Annotated in this window: 14 protein-coding genes and 1 riboswitch; of the genes, 7 read left to right on the top strand and 7 right to left on the bottom strand. The window is 74.2% G+C overall.

Annotation, left to right across the window (positions count from 1 at the left end):
* Nucleotides 1–431 precede the first annotated feature (431 nt).
* A complete protein-coding gene (locus LIX60_RS16735) occupies nt 432–980 on the bottom strand; it encodes a MarR family winged helix-turn-helix transcriptional regulator (RefSeq protein ID WP_227959119.1) in 549 nt (182 codons plus the stop codon).
* A gap of 162 nt (nt 981–1,142) precedes the next feature.
* Here LIX60_RS16735 and LIX60_RS16730 point away from each other — a divergent pair, with 162 nt between their 5' ends.
* Nucleotides 1,143–2,456: an MFS transporter gene (locus tag LIX60_RS16730; protein WP_227959118.1), complete on the top strand. Its 1,314-nt coding sequence runs from the start codon at nt 1,143–1,145 to the stop codon at nt 2,454–2,456.
* Between the two features lie 63 nt (nt 2,457–2,519).
* Here the strand turns inward: LIX60_RS16730 and LIX60_RS16725 are convergent, their stop codons facing one another.
* On the bottom strand, nt 2,520–4,523 hold the full coding sequence (locus LIX60_RS16725) for a SpoIIE family protein phosphatase (RefSeq protein WP_227959117.1): 2,004 nt from the start codon (nt 4,521–4,523) through the stop codon (nt 2,520–2,522).
* Nucleotides 4,524–4,774: 251 nt separating this feature from the next.
* Complete coding sequence (locus tag LIX60_RS16720) at nt 4,775–6,070, bottom strand: NAD(P)/FAD-dependent oxidoreductase (protein ID WP_374117981.1); 1,296 nt, start codon at nt 6,068–6,070, stop codon at nt 4,775–4,777.
* A 428-nt stretch (nt 6,071–6,498) separates the two neighbouring features.
* On the opposite strand from LIX60_RS16720, the gene LIX60_RS16715 reads away from it, so the two are divergent.
* Nucleotides 6,499–7,269, top strand: a complete 771-nt coding sequence (locus tag LIX60_RS16715) for a TetR/AcrR family transcriptional regulator (protein WP_227959115.1) — start codon at nt 6,499–6,501, stop codon at nt 7,267–7,269.
* Between the two features lie 210 nt (nt 7,270–7,479).
* Entirely contained in the window at nt 7,480–9,441 is a 1,962-nt protein-coding gene (locus LIX60_RS16710) for an NPCBM/NEW2 domain-containing protein (RefSeq protein ID WP_227959114.1), read from the top strand.
* A gap of 293 nt (nt 9,442–9,734) precedes the next feature.
* Here the strand turns inward: LIX60_RS16710 and LIX60_RS16705 are convergent, their stop codons facing one another.
* Nucleotides 9,735–11,885 (bottom strand): asparagine synthase-related protein, encoded by a 2,151-nt coding sequence (locus LIX60_RS16705; RefSeq protein WP_227959113.1) that lies wholly within the window; start codon nt 11,883–11,885, stop codon nt 9,735–9,737.
* A 620-nt stretch (nt 11,886–12,505) separates the two neighbouring features.
* Between LIX60_RS16705 and LIX60_RS16700 the strand changes: the two genes are divergently transcribed.
* A complete protein-coding gene (locus tag LIX60_RS16700; RefSeq protein ID WP_019707144.1) occupies nt 12,506–13,939 on the top strand; it encodes a hypothetical protein in 1,434 nt (477 codons plus the stop codon).
* A gap of 97 nt (nt 13,940–14,036) precedes the next feature.
* On the opposite strand, the gene LIX60_RS16695 is transcribed toward LIX60_RS16700, so the two are convergent.
* Nucleotides 14,037–14,852 (bottom strand): alpha/beta fold hydrolase, encoded by an 816-nt coding sequence (locus LIX60_RS16695; protein WP_227959112.1) that lies wholly within the window; start codon nt 14,850–14,852, stop codon nt 14,037–14,039.
* 237 nt (nt 14,853–15,089) lie between these two features.
* Between LIX60_RS16695 and lhgO the strand changes: the two genes are divergently transcribed.
* The 3 genes from lhgO to LIX60_RS16680 all read left to right on the top strand — a co-directional run bounded on the left by lhgO (nt 15,090) and on the right by LIX60_RS16680 (nt 18,783).
* Complete coding sequence (gene lhgO, locus LIX60_RS16690) at nt 15,090–16,307, top strand: L-2-hydroxyglutarate oxidase (protein WP_227959111.1); 1,218 nt, start codon at nt 15,090–15,092, stop codon at nt 16,305–16,307.
* 103 nt (nt 16,308–16,410) lie between these two features.
* A complete protein-coding gene (gene trmB, locus LIX60_RS16685; RefSeq protein WP_374117869.1) occupies nt 16,411–17,229 on the top strand; it encodes a tRNA (guanosine(46)-N7)-methyltransferase TrmB in 819 nt (272 codons plus the stop codon).
* A gap of 45 nt (nt 17,230–17,274) precedes the next feature.
* On the top strand, nt 17,275–18,783 hold the full coding sequence (locus tag LIX60_RS16680) for a PrsW family intramembrane metalloprotease (protein ID WP_227959110.1): 1,509 nt from the start codon (nt 17,275–17,277) through the stop codon (nt 18,781–18,783).
* 133 nt (nt 18,784–18,916) lie between these two features.
* Here the strand turns inward: LIX60_RS16680 and LIX60_RS16675 are convergent, their stop codons facing one another.
* Nucleotides 18,917–20,431, bottom strand: a complete 1,515-nt coding sequence (locus LIX60_RS16675) for an MFS transporter (protein ID WP_227959109.1) — start codon at nt 20,429–20,431, stop codon at nt 18,917–18,919.
* Nucleotides 20,432–20,897: 466 nt separating this feature from the next.
* Entirely contained in the window at nt 20,898–21,929 is a 1,032-nt protein-coding gene (locus LIX60_RS16670; RefSeq protein ID WP_227959108.1) for a M23 family metallopeptidase, read from the bottom strand.
* Nucleotides 21,930–21,940: 11 nt separating this feature from the next.
* Nucleotides 21,941–22,108, bottom strand: a riboswitch (cyclic di-AMP (ydaO/yuaA leader).
* Between the last annotated feature and the right edge of the window lie 114 nt (nt 22,109–22,222).

The raw sequence follows: 22,222 nt of genomic DNA, 5'->3' as shown, positions 1-22,222 counted from the left end.
AACCTGAATCTGCCGCCCGGACGGGGTATCAACATATCTGGCGTTGACTTTTGGCACGCTGTTGAGTTCTCAAGGAACGGACGCTTCCTTCGGCCCCGTCTCCGGGCCCTCCGGGCGCTTCCCTTCGGTGTTTCCAACCCTACCAGACACTTTCCGAACCGATTTCCCGGCCCGAATTCCGTTTCCGGTCCCCGTTGGAGAGGGTTTCCGCTGCGCCTTCCGGCGCGGCCCCTACGTTAGCGGATTTCCCGGCCGGCTCATAATCGAGCCTTTCGGTATCGAATTCCGGCATGCCGGAACCCATCCCCGATCGGGGAGACCCTGCTTCAGTGGGTGCCGCCGAAAGCGGCGGGAAGTGGCCGCCGGGATCCTCGGGGATCCGTGGCAACCCGGAGAACACTACGGTCGGCCCCGGAAGGTGTCAACTCGCCTCAGTCAAGGTCGCTGAGGCGTCCTTCCGCGTCGGGCTGGGCGTCCTCGACCCGCCGGAGAAGGCGGGTGAGCAGTTCTCCCAGTAGGGCCCGTTCGGCTGTCGTCAGGTCCTGCAGCAGCCCCTCCTCGAAGACGGTTGCCAGGCGCATCGCCTCAAGCCACTTCTCCCGGCCGGCGGCCGTCAGCTCCACGATGACGCGGACCCGGTTGCTCTCGTCGCGTTCCCGGGTGACGAGCCCTTCCCCCACCATGCGGTCGATCCGGTGGGTCATCGCGGCTGGCGTGAGGCCGAGGCGCTTGGCCAGGTCTCCGGGGCCCAGTCGGTACGGCGCGCCGGAGAGGACCAGGGCCTGGAGGACCTCCCACTCGGCGTTGCTCATGCCGAGGGTGGCGGTCTGCCGGCCGTAGGCGACGTTCATCCTGCGGTTCAGCCGCTGCAGCGATGAGACGACCTGCTCGACCTGGGGGTCGAGGTCGCGGAACTCCCGCTGGTAGGCGGCGATCTGTTCCTCGATGCTCGGCTCGTCCTCGGTGGCGTTGTCAGACATGGCGGGCAGTATGGCACGCGTCTCTTTGGCATCGAAGGCTTCGGATGTGTAGTCTTCACCGTCAAAGTTTAGGTTCGAAGTCTTCAAGGCTGGACTCCATGGGTCCTGCTCCCTCCTTCTCCTCTCTCTTCTTCTCTTCCTCCACGACCTGGGCAGGTGAGTGTGACCACCGCGACGAGCGCCGCGCTGCGCCGGATCCAGCTGGGCAATGCGCTGAGCGCGTTCGGCAACGGCTTCACCGTTCCGTATCTGTTCCTCTATGTGGCGCGGGTGCGGGATCTCGGAGCGAGCACCGCGGGGGTCGTGCTCGCCGTCTTCGCCCTGGCCGCCCTGGTGGCGCTGCCGTTCACCGGCCGGATCATCGACCGGCGCGGGCCGCTGCCGGTGGTGGTCGTGGGTTCGGCTGCCGCGGCCGCCGGGTCCGCCGGGATGGGCCTGGCGTCCACCGAGGCGCTGGTCATCGCTGCGGCCGCGCTGCTGGGCACGGGGATATCGGTGATCCAGCCCGCCCTGGCCACGCTCATCGTCTGGTGCTCGTCCCCCGCCACTCGCTCGCGGGCGTTCGCCACGCAGTTCTTCCTGAACAACCTCGGGCTGGGCATCGGCGGTCTGCTCGGCGGGCTGATCGTGGACATCTCCCGTGCCGGCAGCTTCCTGGTGCTGTTCGGGATCGAGGCGGTGATGTTCCTGGTGCTCGGCGCGGCCGTGGCATCCGTCCGTCCGGCGAAGGCCGCGGGGGCGGGATACGGAGAGGCGGTTCCGGCTGCCGGCGGTGGCGGGAGCGGCTTGCGGGTTCTGCTCCGGGACCGGTCGATGGTGGGCCTGTGTGTGCTGGGTTTCGTGCTCTTCTTCGCCTGCTATGGCCAGTTCGAGTCGGGGCTCTCCGCCTTCGCGGTCGATGTCGCGCGCATATCGCCCGCCACCCTCGGGGTGGCTCTGGCCGCCAACACCGCGGTCATCGTGCTGGCGCAGTTCGTGGTCCTGCGGCTGGTGGAACGGCGGCGGCGGAGCCGTGTGATCGCTCTGGTGGGGCTGATATGGACCCTGGCCTGGGTGGCGGCCGGTGCGTCAGGACTGCTGCACGGCCGTCACGCCTGGGCGGTGGCTGCGATCATCTCGACCTACGCGCTGTTCGGGCTGGGCGAGGCGATGCTGTCGCCGACCGTGGCCCCGCTGGTGGCGGACCTGGCTCCGCGAGAGCTGATCGGCCGGTACAACTCCGCTTTCGCGCTGGTGAAGCAGCTGGCGCTGGCCGTCGGGCCGGCGGTGGGCGGACTCATGGCCGGCGCCGGGGCGTATACCGCCTACATCGCGATGCTGGTCGTCTGTTCGCTGGGGATCTCGGTGCTGGCGCTGCGGCTGGGGAGACGGCTCACAGCGGAACAGGACAGCCCGCTGCGGGCGGCCGCACCGCCGGTTCCGGCAGTCGCCGGCGCGGAGACGCACGCTTCGGCACCGGTGCCCGTGGGCATCTGACGGCTCGCCGGGACGCCGAGGGGTCGCCGACCGCGGTCGCGGTTCCCTGCGCCGCGGACTCCATCAGGGATGCGGTGTACGGCAGCTGTCGGGGAGGGCGAACTCGCACCAGACGGCCTTGCCTCCGCCCGGGGTCCGCCGGGAGCCCCAGGAGGAGGCGATGGTCGCGATGATCGAGATGCCGCGGCCGGACTCGTCCGCCGGTTCGGCGCGGCGGCGGCGCGGGAGGTGGTCGTCCCCGTCCGTCACCTCGACGATCAGGCGGCGGTCCGTACGGCGCAGCCGGAGCCGCATGGGCGGGACGCCGTGCTGGAGGGAGTTGGCGACCAGTTCGCTCGCGGCCAGGACGCCCAGGTCGTGCAGCTCGGTGGGAAAGCGCCAGCTGGTGAGGACGCCCGAGGCGAACGCCCGGGCGCGGGGAGCCGCTTCGACACCGCCGAGGAGGTCGAGGGCGGCGTTGTGGAAGAGCTCCGCGTCGTGTCCGGTGCGGGCGGGGTGCTGGAGGACGAGGACGGCGACGTCGTCGTCGTGGTCGGCGGTGACGCCCAGGGCGCGGATCAGCCGGTCACAGACGGCCTGCGGGGTGCCGTCGGCGCCCGCGAGGGCCTGTTCGAGCGCGGAGACGCCGTCGTCGATGTCGGCGTCGCGGCGCTCGACGAGGCCGTCGGTGTAGAGCACGGCGGTGGCGCCGGGCTCCAGCGGCACGGAGCCGGAGGTGTGCACCCAGCCTCCGGTGCCGAGCGGAGGGCCGGTGGGTTCGGCGGCGCGGCGGACCGTGCCGTCGGCGTCGCGGACGATGATCGGCAGATGGCCGGCCGAGGCGTGGACGAGGCGGTTCTCGTTGGGGTCGTGGACGGCGTAGAGGCAGGTGGCGATCTGGTTGGGGTCGATCTCGGCGGCGAGTCCGTCGAGGAGCTGGAGCACCTCGTGCGGGGGCAGGTCGAGCCGGGCGTAGGCCCGTACGGCGGTGCGGAGTTGACCCATCACCGCCGCGGCGCGGACTCCGCGGCCCATGACGTCGCCGATGACCAGGGCGGTGCGGCCGGCGCCGAGGGTGATGACGTCGTACCAGTCCCCGCCCACGGCTTCGTCGGTGCCGCCCGGCTGGTAGGTGGCGGCGACGCGCAGGTCGTCGGGCTGTTCGAGCTTCTGCGGGAGCAGGCTCCGCTGGAGGGTGACGGCGGTCTCGCGCTGCCGGCGCTCGCTGGTGCGCAGCCGCTCGGCGGCCTCGACCTGGTCAGTGACGTCCGTGGCGAAGACCATGACGCCCTTGCGGGGTGAACCGGGCCGGGCCGGGCGGCGGTCCGCGGCTCCCGCCGCGCGGAGGACGGCCCGGGCCGCCGCGCGGTCGCGGGCGCCGTCGGGGTGACCGTCGCCGCCGGCCGAAGCGGTGCCGCCTGGGGCGGAGCCGGGAGCTGTGCCGTCGGGGGACGTGCTGTCGGCAGACGCGCTGTCGGGTGACGCGCCGTCGGATGACGCGCCGTCGGATGACGCGCTGTCCGGGGGAGGGCCCGGCACCGTGCCGGTGGCGGCAAGGGCGGCCGCTCCCTCGGTGTGCGGTTTCCCCTCCGGCCCGTCCGCGGACGAGAGTTCGACGGGAGTGCAGGTGAAGGTGTAGTGGCCCGAGCGGGACAGCCCGCGGGCGCGGCGGGCCTTGAGGGTGCGGGGCTTGCCGCTGCGCAGGACCTGGTCCATGAGCGGCAGCAGACCGAGCTCCGTGAGCTCCGGCAGCAGCTCACGGGCGGGGCCGCCGAGGGAGCGGTCCCCGAAGACGGTGGTGTAGGCGTCGTTGACGTAGGCGATGCGGTGCTCCGGGCCGTGGACGACCGCGACCAGCCCGGGCACCTGGTCGAGGACGTCCCGGGCCAGCAGCTCCCGCGCGGCCGGGCGCCCGCCCGGGGATCCGGCCGGTGGTGGCGTCTCGAACGGCTGCGGCGGCTCCTCCCGGGCGGTGGGCACGGCGCTGCCCGGCGCGGACGGAGCCTGGGGACTGCCGCCGCGGTCGGACCGCACCGCGGCGCGTCGCTGTGTACCGGGGAGCCGGGCGCTCCAGCGCGTGAAGTTCACTGAGATTTGCCTCGTGATGTCGCTTCGGATCAGCGGGACGGCCGGGGAATGCCGCTGGTTTCCTGGTTCGGGAAGGGGAGCGGGGGCCCGGCGGTGCCGCCGGTCGCCGCTGTCCCGGGGCCGGGAGGCAGCGGCTCTCTCGACGGGTGCGAGCCCACCCTTGATGGTCACATGCCCAGTGTGGCGGACCGGGCTGACATCCGTCAGACGAGGCCGCCGATCGCGTAGTTCCGGCTTGCTTCGCCTTCGGGTCATCTGCCGTCGGATGGGTGATCTGTCCCGGCCGCGAGTTCGAATTCGGCGCGGGGGTGCTCCAGAGAGCCGAGAGAGACGATCTCGCGTTTGAAGAGTCCGGCGAGGGACCATTCGGCGATCACCCGGGCCTTGCGGTTGAAGGTCGGCACCCGGCCGAGGTGGTAGACGCGGTGCATGAACCAGGCCGGATAGCCCTTGATCTTCTTGCCGTACACATGTGCGACGCCCTTGTGGAGGCCCAGGGAGGCGACCGATCCGGCGTGCGCGTGCTCGTAGTCCTTGGTCCCGCCGCCGCGGAGGGAGGCGACGAGGTTGTCGGCGAGGGTCCGCGCCTGGCGCACCGCGTGCTGGGCGTTGGGGGCGCAGAGCGCGTCCGGTGTGCCCGCCGCGAGATCCGGTACGGCGGCGGCGTCACCCGCGGCCCACGCGTGCTCCGTGCCGTCGACGCGCAGGGCCGCCGTGCACCGCAGCCGGCCCCGGTCGTTGAGCGGGAGGCCGCTCGCGGCGAGCACGGGGTGCGGTTTGACGCCCGCCGTCCACACCAGGGTGCGGGTGGGGAAACGGGAGCCGTCGCTGAGCACCGCGACCCGCTTCTCGCAGGATTCGAGCCGGGTGTCGAGGCGGATGTCGATGTTGCGGCCGCGCAGCTCGCGGACGGCGTAGGTGCCCATCTCCTCGCCGACCTCGGGCAGGATGCGCCCGGTGGCCTCGACGAGGATCCATTTCATGTCCTCGGGTTCGACGTTGTGGTAGTAGCGCAGGGCGTAGCGGGCCATGTCCTCCAGCTCGGCGATCGCCTCCACACCCGCGTAGCCGCCGCCGACGAAGACGAAGGTGAGGGCGGCGGAACGGACCGCCGGGTCGCGGGTCGAGGAGGCGATGTCCAGCTGCTCCAGGACGTGGTTGCGCAGCATGATGGCTTCCTCGACCGTCTTGAACCCGATGCCGAATTCGGCCAGGCCGGGGACGGGGAGGGTGCGGGAGACCGAGCCGGGGGCCAGCACCAGTTCGTCGTAGCCGATCTCGACCGGGTCGGTGCCCTCCTCCTCGGTGGCGAGGGTCCGTACGGTCGCGGTGCGCGCGATGTGGTCGATGGCCGTGGCCTCGCCGACCACCACCTGGCACTTCCTCAGCACCCGGCGCAGCGGGACGACGACATGGCGCGGGGAGATCGAGCCGGCCGCGGCCTCCGGGAGGAACGGCTGGTACGTCATGTAGGGCTCGGGGTCGAGCACGGTGATCAGTGCTTCGCCGCGTTTGAGCCTCCGCTGGAGCCGCAGCGCGGTGTACATCCCGACACAGCCACCGCCGACCACGAGAATGCGCGCCGGTTCCGTCACAGAGGGTCTCCTCGCGATGTTGTTCCGCCGTGCCCGCTCCCTGAAAGCGCGGCACCCTCCCATGACGCACCGGCGGCGGCCGTTTGTCCACAGGCCCCGCTAAATGTATGACCGGTGCGCCGCGGCGTGCGGAACGGGCGATTCCGCAGGGATGGCCGCAAGCTGCGCAGGTCAGCGCGGGGCCGTTCGCCAAGCGGGACATGCCGGCCGGGGCCGGGTGGTCCTCCGCACCGGCCGGAGGGCGGTCTGTGCGGAACTGCCCTCTTCTTTCCGGGCCTGGGCTCAACTATGTTCGTATCCCGTCGGGGGAGCCAGACCGTCTCCCGGCAGTCACGGCGGGGAGTCTCCGGGGGGAGACGTCATTTACCGGGGGAAAACACATGCATACGCAGAGTTCTCACTGGCCGGCCGCTCTCGCATCGGCACCGGACGGGAGCGCGCGGGCGACCGCGGACGGCTCCGACGTCATGGGTGCCGCGCGCTCGACGCCGTTGCGGGTGGACGCACAGCGCAATCTGGAGCACGTCCTGCGCGCGGCGCGCGAGGTCTTCGGTGAGCTGGGATACGGGGCGCCGATGGAGGACGTCGCACGGCGGGCCCGGGTCGGTGTGGGTACCGTCTACCGGCGCTTCCCGAGCAAGGACGTACTCGTCCGGCGGATAGCCGAGGAGGAGACCGCGCGCCTCACCGAGCAGGCGCGGGCCGCCCTGGGCCAGGAGGAGGAGCCGTGGTCGGCGCTCTCCCGCTTCCTGCGCACCTCGGTCGCGTCCGGAGCCGGCCGGCTGCTGCCGCCGCAGGTGCTGCGGGTCGGCGTCGGCCCGGAGCCGGAGGGGGCGGACGCCGCCGCCCGGGTGCCGCAGCAGCGGCAGCCCGCCGTGCCGGGGCAGGGACAGCCGGATCTGCGGCTCGTCGAACGCACCCCGGAGCCGGCCGAGCACGACCCGGGCGCCGCGGTCCTGCTGGACGTCGTGGGGCAGTTGGTCGACCGCGCCCGGGCCGCCGGCGAGCTGCGCGGCGATGTGACCGTCGCCGACGTGCTGCTCGTGATAGCCACCGCGGCTCCGGCTCTGCCCGACGCGGCGCAGCAGCAAGCGGCCTCGGCGCGGCTCTTGGACATCCTCCTGGAGGGGCTGCGCCCGCGCGCGCTCTGAGGGAGGGACCGGCTCCGCGGTCCTTCGGGGCCCGGGGCCGGTCCGGCCGGATGTCCGCAGGCCCGGCGGGCAGGGTGGCCTTCGCGTCTTTTTCCGTGAAGTCCCCCTGTCCGGAGGGTGGTTCTGGTTCCTTGTATGGGGCCGGGGCCGGGCATTGTGGCAGTCTTTCCCGGGGGCTCGGGTGTGTCGTCGGGTACGGGGGCTTCTGCCATGGGATCTGAGCAGCCGACGGGCGGACCGCCGCCGGCCGACGCGGATCTGCTCCGGCGGACCGCGGACGGGGACGACACGGCCTTCGAGGAGTTCTTCCGGCGCCATGCGGTGGCCGTCCGGCGCCACGCCCGCGACTGCTGCCACGACACCGACTCCGCGGACGACCTCACCACCGAGGCCTTCGCCCGTACGCTTCGCGGGATTCGCGGCGGTGTCCGCCCCGACGCACCCGAGCGGATCCATCTGCTGACGACGGTCCGCCGGGTGGCCGCGGAGTGGAGCCGGACGGACAAGGGTGAGCGGCTCCGCCCCGGATTCGCCGGCTTCGCCCTCCTCGCGGAGGCCACCGGCCCCGGCCGCCCCGCGGGGGGCGCCGGGATGACCGGCGCGGCCCCGGCACCCGGCACGGCGGGCTTGCCCGGGTGTGCGGACGCGCCGGGGACTCAGGGTGCGCCGGACTTCGACGATGCCCGTTCCGGGAGCGGCGCCGGCGGCGCGGGCCCGGCCGGGCCTCCGGCCGGAGCCGCGGACCGGCGGGCGCAGGCGGACGCCGGGGTCCGGGCGATGCGGGAGGCGGCGCACTCGGAGGTCGTCCGGGCCTTCCGCGGACTGCCCGCGCCCTGGCAGACCGTGCTCTGGCACACCCTGGTCGAGGCCGAGTCCCCGGAGAGCGCCGCCCGGCTGCTCGGAATGAGCCCCGAGGCCGCGACCGCACTGGCGCACCGGGCGCGCAAGGGGCTCGAACAGGCCTGCCTGAGGGTCCGGTTGGCGGATGCCTCGGCCGGGGGCGGCGACTGTGCCCGCTCCGCTCCGCTCCTCGCCGCCTGCGCCGAGGGCGGTCCGCGGGCCCGCACGGTACGGGGGGTGCGCCGGCATCTCGCGGCCTGCGCACGGTGCCGCGCGGCTGTACGGGACGCGGCGGACGCCGGCGTCCGGCTGCGGATGGCGCTGCCCGTCGCGGTCCTCGGGCCCCTGGCGGCGGGATATCCGCGGCATGCGGCCGGGGCCGCCCCGGGGAGGCATCCGGGTGACGGAGCAGGAACGGGCCGGGTCGTGCCCGAGACCGGCGGTGCGCCGGTGCGGATGGGGCTGGCGGCCGGGGTTGCGGCCGCCACCGCAGCCGTTCTCGTCGTTCTGGCCGGGGGTGCGGGTGCGCCCGACAGCGGGCCGCGGGCCGGCCGGGCACCGGCGCCGGTGGCCCCCGGGGAGCCGGGCCCGGGCTCCGGGGCGGTCGGCGGCCCGGGGCCGGAAGCGCCCGGGCCGGCGGCCACGCCCGCGCAGACGCGGCGGGAGCGTGCCGGCTCCGGGGCTCCGCCCGGTTCCGCGGCGGGCGGGTCCACGGGCCCGGCGGGGTCCCGGGGGCCGGCGCGGTCCGGGGGCACCTCCCCGGCGCCTTCCTCCCCGGGGGCGGTCGCGTCCCCGTCCGGTACCACGTCCTCCCCGCCGGCATCCGCCTCCGGCTCCTCGCCGCCGTCCTCCGCTCCCGTCCCGAGTTCGCCCGGCCCCTCCGTCGAGCCGAAGCCGGCCCCGCTGGCGTACGACCTCGGCGAGCTGGCGTACGACACGCACGGCGACGGCACGGGCCCGGAGGTGCGCAGCGCGGAGAGCTCCTGGCTGTGGCCCCGTCAAGGGATCATGATCGGCCGGGAGTTGTTCCCGGACGGGGTGACCGTGCAGGCCCGGTCGTCGGTCACGGTCGACCTCAACCGGCCGTGCACGGCGTACAGCGCGCGGGTCGGGCTGGACGACCTGCGACCGGTGCCGGGCGCTGCCCTGTTCTCCGTCTACGGGGACGGCGCGCTGCTGTGGCGTTCGGACGTCCTGCGCGACGGGGACGCGGCTCTGCCGGTCCAGGTCCCCCTGGCGGGTGTCCGGACCCTCCGGCTGGTCGTCGAGCCGTACCGCCGGAGTCCGGAGGCTCTGGCGGACTGGGCCGGGGCGCGCATCAGCTGCCGGTGACCGGCGGCCCGGGAGCGTGCCAGCCGGTGAGGCGGACGCGGTGGCCGCCCCACCGGGCGGCGGCGGGATCGGAGGCCGCCGGGCGCCCGGCGCGCGGGAGAGCGAGCCGTCCGGCGCCGAACGGCCTTCCCGGCGTGAAGCTCGCGCGCCGGCGCGCCCTGCCCTCCGCGTACGGGGCTGCCGTACGGACTGCCGTACAGACCGGTGGCCCACGGTCCGGCAGCCGGCTCCGGGGCCGTGCCCCGGTCCGGGCCGCGGGCCCCCCGGGCAAGCCCGTGGAACGGCTCAGCACCTCACAGAGCCGGTCGTGAGGTCCCCGGCACCCCTCCGGACACCGCACGCTGCCGCGGCGCCTCCGAGCCCGTCCAGCAGCTCCCCCGGCGCGCGATCAGCCGGCGCAGCCAGAGCTCGGTGGAGACCAGTTCGGCCAGGCCGTCCAGCGGTACCGGTTCGCCCTGGGCCGCCGCGCGCAGCGCCTTGCGCACCACCCGGGCCTCCACCAGCCCCGCGTCCGCCAGCAGCGGTGCGTCGAAGAGCGCCACGAGCCCGTCCACCGAGGCGCGCAGCCCGGCCCGGACGGAGGCCGCCTGGGAGGCTTGGGAGGGCGCTCCCCAGCCGGGCGGCAGGTCGTGGATGCCCGCGCCCGCCAGCACGGTGCGCAACACCGAGGAGCGCGCCCCCGGTTGGACGCGGAGCGCCTCGGGGAGCGCGCGGCAGGCACGGACGACCTGGTTGTCGAGGAAGGGCGCGTGCAGCCGCTGGTTTCTGATCTCGGCGGCCTGTTCGAAGACCCGGTGGTCGGCCGCGTACCGGGCGAGCGCGGCATTGGCGCGCCGCTCGCCCGGGCGTTCCACGGTGCCGGGCCGGGACGCCGCGTCGTGCAGGCGGACCGACACCTCGGCGAGCGCCTCGCCCGTCAGCCAGCGCGCCGCCGGGCCGGGCCGGCACCAGGCGAGCGCGGCCAGGGAGGCGTCGACGGCACCCGCGTCGGCGGCCGTCACCGGAAGGCCGCGGACCTGGCCGCCGTGGCCGCCCGCGTCGGTGAAGCGGCGTTCCAGGAGCATCCCCGCCACGTCCCGTACGCCCTCGCGGTAGGGCGTACGGGCGAGCCGGCGCGCCGCCCGGTAGACGGTGAAGGGGACGAAGAGCGACTGGGCGCCGGGGCCGTCGGCCCGGACGAGGGCCGCCATCGGGCGGAGCAGCCGCCGCCGTTGGCGGTCGAGGAGCAGGTCGGCGAGGCGGGCGGGGTGGGCGTCGAGGACCTGGCGCGCGCCGTGGCCGACGATGTGGTCGGCGCTGCCCGCGGCGAGCCGGTACCGGTGGCGGGCGGCGGTGACGAGGGACGGGCCGGGCTCGTCGGTGAGGAAGACGGTGTCGAGGCCGGCGTACGGCAGGGCCTCCTCGCCGCCGGCGACGACGACGTGGTGGAGGCGGGGGTTGGCGGCGAGGCCGCGGGCCCGTTCCAGTTCGGCCTCGCGCTCCCGGCCGCCGCCCGCGGCGAGGTCGTTGAAGGTGACGGCGAGCAGCCGCTCGCCGGCGCCGGTGCCGTGCTGGCCGTGGATCGTGCCGGGGTTGCCGGGGAGTCCGGCGGCGAGGAGGGCGAGGGTGGAGGAGGCGCTGCCGCCCGAGAGGTCGGCGCCTATGCCGGGGGCGGGGGCCCCGCGCGCCGCGCGGCGTTCCGCGGGGCCCATGCCGGGCACGGGCCCCGGGTCGGCCGGCTCGGCCTCCGGGGCGTGGCGGGGGGCGGCGAGGCGGGCGCGTACGGCTTCGACGAGGGCGTCGCGCACCCCGTCGACGGCCTGGCCGGGGTCGAGTTGGGGCGCCGCCACGGCGAGCGAGGCGGTCGGCTCGTAACCGGTGATCTCGCGGGCTCCGTCGCGCAGGACGAGGGCGTGGCCGGGCGGCACCCGTCTGACGCCCCTGTAGGGGGTGCCGTCGCGCAGGGCCTCCGGGGAGTCGGGGCAGGCGAGCAGCGCGGCGAGGTGGCCGACGTCGAGCTGTGCCTCGACGAGGTCGGCGAGCGGCAGCGCCGCGGTGGCGTAGGCGGTGCCGCCGCGCCAGGGGGTGTGGAAGACGGGGCGGGCGCCGGCGAGATCGCCGGTGACGGTGATGCGGCGGCCGACCTGGAGGACGGCGGTGTACCCGCCCGGCCAGGCGGTGAGATGGCGCAGGGCGCCGCCGCGGGCGGCGAACAGGGCGACGCGCAGTTCCTCGTCGGTGGCGCCGCAGCAGCCGAGCACCGCGATCCGGGTGAAGGGGTCGGCCTGGACGACGCGGATCTCGTCGGGGCGCCAGTCACCGACGGCCCAGAGCGGATCGGGGCCGCTCCAGAGCGGCTGGGAGCCGACGGGGTGGACGGGGGTCCCGCCGCCGTCGCCTGTCGTGCTCCACGCGCTGCGGGAAGCGCCTGCGGCGGCACTGCTCCACCCCACCAACCACCGCATCGCCGCCTCCACAGCCCGAGGGCAACCCTGTACCCGCCGCACGCAGTCATCGTGCACAGTAGTCCGACAGGTCCGGCATCGGCCCGGCGACGCTCCGGGAGCGGCGCGCCCGCCAACTGGCCGCGGGCCGGGGCAATGTGGTTCCCGTCAGGCTCCATGCTGCCACGGGAACGGCGCACAAGGGGCGGTTGAGGGAGCACGCACTCCCACGCCATGCGCCCCGTTGAGAAGGGCGAAAACAAGCCAACTTCGGGCGGCCGTACGGGTGGGCGCCACCGTCGGGAACGGTGCGGTCCGGGAGACGATCAGCGCCTCCCGGACCGTCCCGCCGCCCGCGGGGAAAGAGGCGACGGGGTCCCCCCGGCCCGCTGGATCCGGTGCGGCGGGCCGACCCACGCGCTCCTCATGGAAGCGCTCTCGCGCTGGCCGGGACAGCGCGCACATCCGGGCGCAAGGCGGCACACCCCCGGGGCACGGGCCCGGCCGCGCTCCCCGTCACGGCCACATTCTCGCCATCCGGTACTTCGCCCCTTAACGGTCGGGATGTGGGCAACTACGCTGGGCTTACGAATGCCCCGTGCCTATGCCGGGGCGGCCGTCGGTGTGTCGAGGGGTGGCTCATGTCCAGGGAGCAACGCGGGCCGAACGAGAAGCTCGGCACCGTTCTCGCCCTCGCGGGCATCAGCAACGCCGGCTTGGCGCGCCGCGTCAACGACCTCGGAGCCCAGCGCGGTCTGACGCTCCGCTACGACAAGACCTCGGTGGCCAGATGGGTCTCCAAGGGCATGGTTCCGCAGGGCGCCGCGCCCCATCTGATCGCCGCCGCCATCGGCAGCAAACTCGGCCGCCCCGTGCCGCTGCACGAGATAGGCCTGGCCGACGCCGATCCCGCACCCGAGGTCGGTCTCGCCTTCCCGCGGGCCGTGGGTGCCGCCGTCCGCTCGGCCACCGAGCTGTACCGCCTCGACCTCGCCGGCCGCCGGGCCGGCAGCGGCGGCATCTGGCAGAGCCTGGCCGGATCGTTCGCCGTCAGCGCCTACGCGACGCCCGCCTCGCGCTGGCTGATCACGCCCGCCGACAGCAACGCCGCCCGCGACCCGAAGGAGGCCGAGGCCGCCGCCGCCGACGGCCCGCCACAGCGCGTCGGGCACAGCGACGTCACCAAGCTCCGCGAGGCCGCGGAGGACGCCCGCCGCTGGGACTCCAAGTACGGCGGCGGTGACTGGCGTTCGTCGATGGTCCCCGAGTGCCTGCGGGTCGACGCGGCGCCGCTGCTCCTCGGTTCGTACAGCGACGAGGTCGGGCGCTCCCTGTTCGGCGCGACCGCCGAACTCACCCGGCTCGCCGGGTGGATGGCCTTCGACACCGGCCAGCAGGAGGCGGCCCAGCGCTACTACATCCAGGCGCTGCGGCTCGCGCGCGCCGCCGCCGATGTGCCGCTGGGCGGCTACGTCCTGGCCTCCATGAGCCTCCAGGCCACCTACCGCGGCTTCGCCGACGAGGGCGTCGACCTCGCCCAGGCCGCCGTCGAACGCAACCGCGGCCTGGCCACCGCCCGCACCATGAGCTTCTTCCGGCTCGTCGAGGCCCGCGCCCACGCCAAGGCCGGCGACTCGCACGCGGCCAGCGCCGCGCTGCGGTCCTCCGAGGGCTGGCTGGAGCGCTCCCGGCCGGGCGATCAGGACCCCAACTGGCTCGGGTTCTACTCCGAGGGGCGGTTCGCGGCCGACGCCGCGGAGTGCTACCGCGACCTCAAGGTGCCCCGGCAGGTACGGCGCTTCACCGAGCAGGCGCTCTCGCAGCCGACGGAGGAGTTCGTCCGCTCGCACGGACTGCGGCTGGTCGTCGCCGCGGTCGCCGAACTGGAATCCGGGAACCTGGACGCCGCGTGCGCGCAGGGGACGCGGGCGGTGGAGGTGGCCGGGCGGATCTCCTCCGCGCGGACCACCGAGTATGTGCGGGACCTCCTGCACCGGCTGGAGCCGTACGGGGACGAGCCGCGCGTGGCGGAACTGCGGGAGCGGGCACGGCCGTTGCTGGTGGCGCCGGCCTAGGCGGAGATCGTCCGGAGCGAGGGGCGAGCCGGGAAGGCCCATGAGCGGGAGCCGGCCACCCGGGCACGGATCCGTACAGCCCCGCACAGACCTCACCTCACGCGTGGGCGGACACCCGCGTGCGGAGGAAGTCCAGCAGGACGGCGTTGAAGCGCTCGGGCTGTTCGACTCCCGGCAGGTGCCCGGCTCCGTCGATCACGCTCAGCGCGGCGTGCGGGACGAGACGGCTGATGGCCTCGGCCTCGGCGACCGGGGTGTACACGTCGTCCGCGCCGACCACGACCAGGGTGGGGACCCCGGCGTCGGCGAGCGTGTCGCGGTAGTCGGGGCGTTCCGCCCGCCCGCGCAGCGCGGCCGCGGCACCTCGGGGGTCGGTGGCGCGCATCATGCCCAGGACGTGTTCGGCCACGTCGGGGAGGGCGGTGACGTTGTAGGAGGCGAGCATCCTGTCGATGACGTCGTCCGCGTAGCCGTCCATGCCCTCGGCGAGCAGCCGGTCGGCCAGGTGGTTGCGGAAGCGTCTGCCCTCCGCCGTCTCCGGGGACGGCGAGGTGTCGGACAGCAGGAGCGCCCGGACCCTCCGCGGGTGGCGGCGGTGGAACTCCATGGCGATCTGGCCTCCCATGGACACGCCGCCGACCACCGCGCGCCCGACGCCGAGGTGGTCCAGGAGGGCGGCGATGTCGTCCGCGAAGCCGGAGAGCAACACCTTGCCCGGCGTGACATCGCTGTCCCCGTAGCCGCGCAGGTCGGGGGTGATCACCCGGTGCCCGGCCGCGGTGAGCGCGCGGGTCTGCGGAGCCCACAGCGTGCGGTTGAACGGGTGCCCGTGCACCAGGACGACCGGTATGCCGTCCGCCGGACCGAGGTCGTCGTAGTGGAGCGTGGCGTCGTTCACCGTCAAACGGCTCATCGGGGCACCCCTGGCGTCGGTCACCGGCACGGGGACGGAAGCCTACGCCTCCGGCCCCAGGGGCGGCGTGGGCACCGCCCTGACGAAGGGTCCCGCCGATCCCGCCGATCCCGCCGATCCCGGCGATCCCGCCCTCGGGGACCCGGCGGCGGAGCTGTGCCGACAGGTTTCGGGTGACTGTCAGTGGGCCAGGGCATCATCGGGAGAGGCGGAGCGCGAGCGGGGAGGTGCGGGGCGGTGTCGTACGACTGCGACGTCCTGGTGATCGGCGGCGGAATCGTCGGGCTGTCGTCCGCGTACGCGATCACGCGCGCGGCGCCCGGCACCCGGGTGGTCGTGCTGGAGAAGGAGCCCGGCCCGGCGCTCCACCAGACGGGGCGCAACAGCGGTGTGATCCACAGCGGCATCTACTACCGCCCGGGCTCGTTCAAGGCGCGGTTCGCGGTGCGGGGTGCCGCGGAGATGGTGCGGTTCTGTGCCGAGCAGGGCCTGCCGTACGAGGTGACCGGCAAGCTGATCGTCGCCACCGGACGCGAGGAGCTGCCGCGGCTGCACGCCCTGGTGCAGCGCGGCCGGGAACACGGCATACCGGTGCGCGAGCTGGGGCCGGCGCAGATCGCGGAGCGGGAACCGGCGGTGCGAGGGCTGGCCGCGATCCATGTCGGCTCCACCGGGGTGTGCGATTACGGGGCGGTCGCCCGCCGGCTGGCCCGGCTGGCGGAGGAGGCGGGCGCGAGCATCCGGTACGGCGCCGAGGTGCGGGCCGTCGCCCGGCGCTCCTCGTCGGTGGCGGTGCGCACCGCCGACGGCGCGGTGCTGCGGGCCCGGGCCCTGGTGAACTGCGCGGGGCTGCACAGCGACCGGGTGGCGCGGCTGGCCGGTGACGAGCCGGGCATGCGGATCGTCCCCTTCCGCGGGGAGTACTACGCACTGGCGCCGAGCCGGGCCGGGCTGGTCCGGGGCCTGGTCTATCCGGTGCCGGACCCGGCGTTCCCGTTCCTGGGAGTCCATCTCACCCGGGGCATCGACGGCCATGTGCACATCGGCCCCAACGCCGTCCCCGCGCTGGCCCGCGAGGGCTACGACTGGCGGACCCTGCGCCCCGCCGAGCTGGCCGGGACGCTGGCGTTCCCCGGCTCCTGGCGGATAGCCCGCCGCCACTGGCGGTACGGCGCCGGTGAGCTGCGCCGCTCGCTCTCGAAGAGGGCCTTCACGGAGGCGGTGCGGAGGATGCTGCCCGAGGTGTCCCCCGCGGACCTGGTGCCGGCGCCGGCGGGGGTCCGCGCGCAGGCGGTGCTGCCGGACGGCGGTCTGGTGGACGATTTCCTGTTCGCCGAGGCGCCTCGGACCGTCCATGTGCTGAACGCCCCCTCCCCGGCCGCCACGGCTTCCCTGCCGATCGGACGCGAGGTGGCGCGGCGGGCCCTGGCCGCCCTGGGCATGGTGCGGGTGTAGGGCCTGCCCGCCGCTCGGCGCGTCGGACCCGCCCGCCGGCTGCGGAGGTTCCGGCCCCGGCCGGGGCGGGGCGGGTGCGGGCCGCCGTAGAATCGGAGGCATTGTGTCCGATTCCCGTAACCACACGTCCCCGCCGGTGCCCGAGCCGCACGGCGCCACCCGCGCCGAGGCCGCCCCGCGGGCGGCGAACCGCTCCGAGCGGAAGCTGCTGTTTCCCGAAGGTCCCGCGGTCGACCCGGCCGGGTCGCACCACGAGCGCCGGATCCGGAGCTTCCGGCCGCGCCGCGGGCGCGTGACAGCCGGGCAGGGGGAGGCGCTGCGCCGGCTCTGGCCGACGCGGGGCCTGGACATCGACGGGCGGTCCACGCTCGATCTCGACGCCCTGTTCGGGGGCCTGCCCGTGGTGCTGGAGATCGGCTTCGGCATGGGGGAGGCCACCGCGCGGATGGCCGCCGACGACCCCGGCACCGGCATACTCGCCGCCGATGTGCACACCCCCGGCCAGGGCAATCTGCTGGCGCTCGCCGAGCGCGAAGGGCTGACGAACATCCGGGTGGCCAACGGCGACGCGATCATCCTGCTGCGGGAGATGATCGAGCCGGGCACCCTGGCGGGCCTGCGGGTGTTCTTCCCGGACCCCTGGCCCAAGAAGCGGCACCACAAGCGCCGGCTGATCCAGCCGGAGTTCGTCACACTGGCCGCGGACCGGCTGCGGCCGGGCGCGCTGTTCCACTGCGCGACCGACTGGGAGCCGTACGCCGAGCAGATGCTGGAGGTGCTGACCGCCTGCCCCGAGCTGGAGAACACCGTGCCCGGCGGCGGCTACGCCCCCCGGCCCGCGTTCCGTCCGGTGACGAAGTTCGAGAACGCCGGTCTCGGCAAGGGGCACCGCGTCCACGACGTCCTGTTCCGCCGCCGCTGACCGAAGGCCGCCGCACCGCCGGGCCCGTCTCGTTAGGGTCGGTGGATGCACCCGTCCCCACCCCCGCAGCGGCCCGGTCCCGCGCAGCCGCCGGTGCCGGAGTACCAGCCGCGTCCCCGGTTCGACGCCGTGCCCGACCGTGCGCAGTGGCGCTACCGGCCGCGCCGCGCGCTCTGGGAGAGCAGAGCGGTGCGCGTCGGCGCGCTGGTCATCCTGCTGGCGCTGTGCGGTCTGGTGATCCTCGCGCTGGTCCGGCAGCAGACCGGCACCCGGGGCTTCGTGGTCGGTCTGGGCCTCGCCGTGCTTCCCGTTCCCCTGCTGGTGGCGGCGTTCTGCTGGCTGGACCGGGTCGAGCCCGAGCCCTGGCGGAATCTGGCGTTCGCCTTCGCCTGGGGAGCGTGTGCCGCCACCCTCGTGGCGATTCTGGCCAACGGTCTCGCGGTGCGGTGGATCGTCGCGCGGGCCGGGGTCTCCTCGGCCGGTGACGCGGACACTTGGGGGGCGGCGGTCGTCGCCCCGGTGGTGGAGGAGAGCGCCAAGGCCGCGGCGCTGCTGCTGTTGTTCGTCTTCCGGCGGCGGGACTTCCACGGCATCGTCGACGGTGTGGTGATAGCGGGGATCACGGCCACCGGCTTCGCCTTCACCGAGAACATCCTCTTCCTGGGCACCGCCTTCGGCGAGGACGAGGCGCTCGGCAACTCGGGGTTCGAGTCCGTGACCGCGCAGACCTTCATCGTCCGCATCGTGCTGTCGCCGTTCGCGCATCCGCTGTTCACGTCGCTGACCGGGATCGGCTTCGGGCTCGTCGCGCAGCTCACGCCGCGGGCACGCGCCGGCCGGGTGCTGCTGCCGCTCTCCGGGCTGGCGACGGCCATGGGCCTGCACAGTGTGTGGAACGGCTCGACGTCCCTGGGCGGTCACGGCTTCATCGCGGTCTACGCCCTGTTCATGGTGCCGCTGTTCGTGGTGCTGACCACCGTGGTGATCCGCTCCCGGGCGGGCGAGCTGCGGGCCGTCCGGGAGTACCTGCCGGCGTATGTGGCGGCGGGCTGGCTCGCGCCCGCCGAGCCGCACGCGCTGGCGTCGATGCGGGCCCGTGCGGTCGCCCGGCGGCTCGCGCGCCGTACGCACGGCGCTCCGGCGGCCCGGGCCGTCTCCGAGTACCAGTCCTTCGCCACGGCCCTGGCCTTTCTGCGGCGGCGGGCCCACCAGGGCGCGGCGGGCGCGGACTTCGCCGTCCGCGAGCAGGAGCTGCTGCACCATCTGTGGCAGCGCAAGGCCCTGGCGCGGCCCGCCCTGCTGCACGCCGCGGCGGTCACGGCACCGGTGGCACCACCGCGGTGGCAGCCGTACGGGCCGGGGATGCCGTACGGGCCGGGGCCCGGCGGACCCGGGGTCCCGTACCAGCCGGGGCAGCAGGGGCAGCAGGGGCCGTGGACGGGGCCGCAGCCGGGAGCACAGCCGGGACCGTGGCCGCCGGGGCAACAGCCGCGGCCGGGGCCGTACGCACCGTATGGTCACGGCTCGTACGGCCCCGGCTCCCGCGGCCACTGAGCCACCGTCGCTCAGCCAGCCGCCGTGGCTCAGCCGCGGTCACTGAGCCACCGTTACTGAGCCACCGTCACTGAGTCGCGGGCACCCCTCCCCGGCCGGGGTCACCGATCCGGCGCGGGGCGCGGCACCGGTGTCAGCCCGCGGTACGGGGCGCCGGTCCCCCGGCGGCCCCGCTCGGCTCGGCGGTCCGCTGGGAGAGCGGGGTGGCGATGTCCTCCAGCGAACGCCGCTCCGCCGGCACGGCGAGCATGGCGGCCACCACACCGGCCAGGGTCATCAGCGCGGCACCGATCTGGAAGGCCAGCACGGTGTCGCCGACGACGCCCGACCCGGTGAGCTTCGCGAAGACCAGCGGGCCGCTGATGCCGCCCGCGGCGGTGCCGATGGCGTAGAAGAAGGCGATCGCCATGGCCCGGGTCTCCATCGGGAAGACCTCGCTGACCGTCAGATACGCGGAGCTCGCACCGGCCGAGGCGAAGAAGAGCACCACGCACCAGCAGGCGGTCAGGGTCCTGGCGGTCAGATGGCCGCCGTCGAAGAGCCAGGCGGTGATGAAGAGGAGCACACCGGAGAGGATGTAGGTGCCGGAGATCATGACCTTGCGGCCCACGGTGTCGAAGAGCTTGCCGAGCAGCACCGGGCCGAAGAAGTTGCCCAGCGCGATCACCGCGAAGAAGTAGCCGGTGGATCCGGTGCCCACGTCGTAGAACGTGGTGAGGATCGCGCCGAAGCCGAAGGTGATGGCGTTGTAGAGGAAGGCCTGGCCGATGAAGAGCGAGAAGCCGAGGACGGCGCGCCTGCGGTAGTGCGAGAAGACGGTGCGGGCGATCAGGCCGAAGCCGATGCTCTTGCGCTGGTGGATGGTGATCTCGCCGGCCGGCTCCGGGAGTTCCCCGCCTTTCTCGGCGGTGACCTGCTCCTCGGCCTCCCGGACCAGGGCTTCCGCCTCCTCGCCCCGGCCGTGGATGAAGAGCCAGCGCGGACTCTCCGGCACGTGCCGGCGGACGAGGAGGATCACCAGTCCGAAGACGACGCCCAGGCCGAAGGTCAGCCGCCAGCCGAGGTCCTTGGGGAAGATGTCGGTGTCCAGCATGACGATGGACAGCAGGGAACCGCCGACCGCGCCCAGCCAGAAGCTGCCGTTGATGATGAGGTCGACCCGGCCCCGGTAGAGGGAGGGGATCAGCTCGTCGATGGCCGAGTTGATGGCCGCGTACTCGCCGCCGATGCCGAAGCCGGTGAGGAAGCGGAAGACGAAGAACCACCAGCTGGAGAAGGAGACGGCGGTCAGCGCGGTGGCGCCGAGATAGACGGCCAGCGTGATGATGAACAGCTTCTTGCGGCCGTAGCGGTCGGTGAGCCGGCCGAAGAAGAGCGCGCCCAGACAGGCCCCGGCGACGTACAGCGCGGCGGCGACACCGGTGACCTGGCCGGAGCTGATCGGCAGACCGCTGCCCTCCTCCGAGAGCCGGCCCGCGATGTTGCCGACGACGGTGACCTCCAGGCCGTCGAGGATCCACACGGTGCCGAGGCCGATGACGATGGTCCAGTGCCAGCGCGACCAGGGCAGTCTGTCCAGCCGGGCGGGCACGGCCGTGGTGACCGTGCCCGTTCCCGCTCGTGCGTCCAAGGGGTAGTCCGCCGCCATCCCCGCACCCTCCGCTCGACTCCGGCCCGGGGCGGCGCCCCGGGCTCATCCGTGCATGCAGGTTCCCGGCGCCGTGCGATTCACGCCCCCGGGGCGGGTCGACCGACGCGGATCAGGGAGGCGGACAGGCCGGCAGCCCTGGCGTCGGGGGGACGCACCAGGGCTGCCGGAGTAGAGGCCCGCGCCGCGAGCGGGCGGGGAGACGCGGGGAGGTCGGAGGCCGGAACGGGGTCTGCCGGGACCGTCCGTGGAAAACCGCGGGGCACGGGGTTTGCGACGGGCGGGTGGGGCATACGCAGAAGCGGGACACGGGGTAACACCCGGAGGCCGGAGGGCGCGTCTGCGAGCGCGCCCTCCGCTTCCGGCCCCCGGACCGGGCCGAGCGAGCGTGGCCCGTCCGCGAACATGCCGCGGGATGCCGGAGGTTGACGGCTTGGGCTGCGGTGTGGTGGTGCGGTGGCGCGGTTCAGATGTTCTTGCCGTGGTCGCGGAGCCAGGCCGCGGGGTTGACCGGGTCGCCGCCGCCGGGCCGGACCTCCAGGTGGAGATGCGGGCCGGAGGAGTTGCCGGTGGAGCCGACGCGGCCGATCGTGTCGCCCGTGGTGACCTCGCCGGAGGTGACGGTCATCGAGGAGAGGTGGCAGTACCAGATCTCCGTGCCGTCATCGAGGGTGAGGATGATGCGGTAGCCGTACGAACCGGCCCAGCCGGCCTCGGTGATCGTGCCGCCGTGCACCGCCTTGACGGGGGTGCCGGTCGGGGCGGCGAAGTCCTGGCCGGTGTGGCTGCTGGACCACATGGAGCCGGACTCGCCGAAGCTCGAGGTGAGGGTGTAGGAGGAAAGCGGAAGCGCGTAGCTGGCGGCCAGCTTGGCCAGCCGCTCCTCCTCCGCCTTGCGCGCGGCTTCCTCGGCCGCCTTGCGCTCGGCCTCCTCGGCCGCCTTCTTCTTGGCCGCCTCGGCCTCCGCCTTCTTGGCGGCGGCGTCCTCGGCGGCCTTCTCCCGCGCGGCCTGCTCGGCGGCCAGCCGCTCGGTGGTCTCGGCGACGCTCTGCTGCTGCTCGGCCTGGCGCATGATGCGGGCCCGCAGGGCCTCACCGGCGTCGGCGCCCTGAGCGATCTCGTCCGTGGTGAGCCCGGCCTGCGACAGCGGGGCGCGGCTCGCGGTGGCGGAGACGTCGTTGGAGCCGCCGACCAGGGAGTCGATGGCCGGCAGCTTGTCCGTCACCGGGGAGAGGTCGGGCAGCGAGATGGGGGCCGGGGGACGGTCCTTGGCCGTGGCCATGCCGCCGGCGCCTACAGCCGCGATCACCCCGACGCCCAGGACGGCGCCGCTCCGGGCCATGCCTCCGCCGCGCTGTTTGACGACGCGGTGCCTGCCCCGGACCGGGGCGGTGGAGTCGGCGGTGGGATTCCACTCACCGACGGGCTCTCCGTCGAAGAGGGGTCCGGAGGTGGACGGACCGGCCCACGTCTCGGGGGCAGGGCTGCTGGACGCCACGGAGGCGCACTCCTTTCCTTCCTTCTCGCCTACCGGGTTAGCTGACGGGTTCGGAGCAGGAAGGTCTCCTACGGTTCCCTCCTCGCGGAGGGGCCCGATTCACCCCAAGGATTGGTTCCCCGGTTCCCTTGGTGCAGGTGGTGCTGTTCCGCGCATGCGGGATTCGGCGACTGCGCAGGCGGTGCCACCCTTGGTGGCGGCTGGGACGACCGCGCTGCGTTATCGAACGTTAATTGACGGAGCCCCCGTATTCCAAGCCGTTCCGGCTGATCTTTTGGTAATGACCCCACGGA

This window comes from Streptomyces sp. S07_1.15 (assembly GCF_020739505.1).
In the GTDB taxonomy this organism is placed as follows: Bacteria; Actinomycetota; Actinomycetes; order Streptomycetales; family Streptomycetaceae; genus Streptomyces; species Streptomyces xinghaiensis.
The sequence above is the reverse complement of the archived record's forward strand: the minus strand, read 5'-3'. Positions and strand labels throughout refer to the sequence as shown.

Bases quoted from the DNA above. Each gene is read 5' to 3' on its own strand.
- LIX60_RS16675 (WP_227959109.1), bottom strand. From the start codon at position 20,431: ATGGCGGCGGACTACCCCTTGGACGCACGAGCGGGAACGGGCACGGTC.
- LIX60_RS16735 (WP_227959119.1), bottom strand. From the start codon at position 980: ATGTCTGACAACGCCACCGAGGACGAGCCGAGCATCGAGGAACAGATC.
- LIX60_RS16700 (WP_019707144.1), top strand. From the start codon at position 12,506: ATGTCCAGGGAGCAACGCGGGCCGAACGAGAAGCTCGGCACCGTTCTC.
- LIX60_RS16705 (WP_227959113.1), bottom strand. From the start codon at position 11,885: ATGCGGTGGTTGGTGGGGTGGAGCAGTGCCGCCGCAGGCGCTTCCCGC.
- LIX60_RS16695 (WP_227959112.1), bottom strand. From the start codon at position 14,852: ATGAGCCGTTTGACGGTGAACGACGCCACGCTCCACTACGACGACCTC.
- LIX60_RS16720 (WP_374117981.1), bottom strand. From the start codon at position 6,070: ATGTACACCGCGCTGCGGCTCCAGCGGAGGCTCAAACGCGGCGAAGCA.
- LIX60_RS16710 (WP_227959114.1), top strand. From the start codon at position 7,480: ATGGGATCTGAGCAGCCGACGGGCGGACCGCCGCCGGCCGACGCGGAT.
- LIX60_RS16715 (WP_227959115.1), top strand. From the start codon at position 6,499: ATGCATACGCAGAGTTCTCACTGGCCGGCCGCTCTCGCATCGGCACCG.
- LIX60_RS16680 (WP_227959110.1), top strand. From the start codon at position 17,275: ATGCACCCGTCCCCACCCCCGCAGCGGCCCGGTCCCGCGCAGCCGCCG.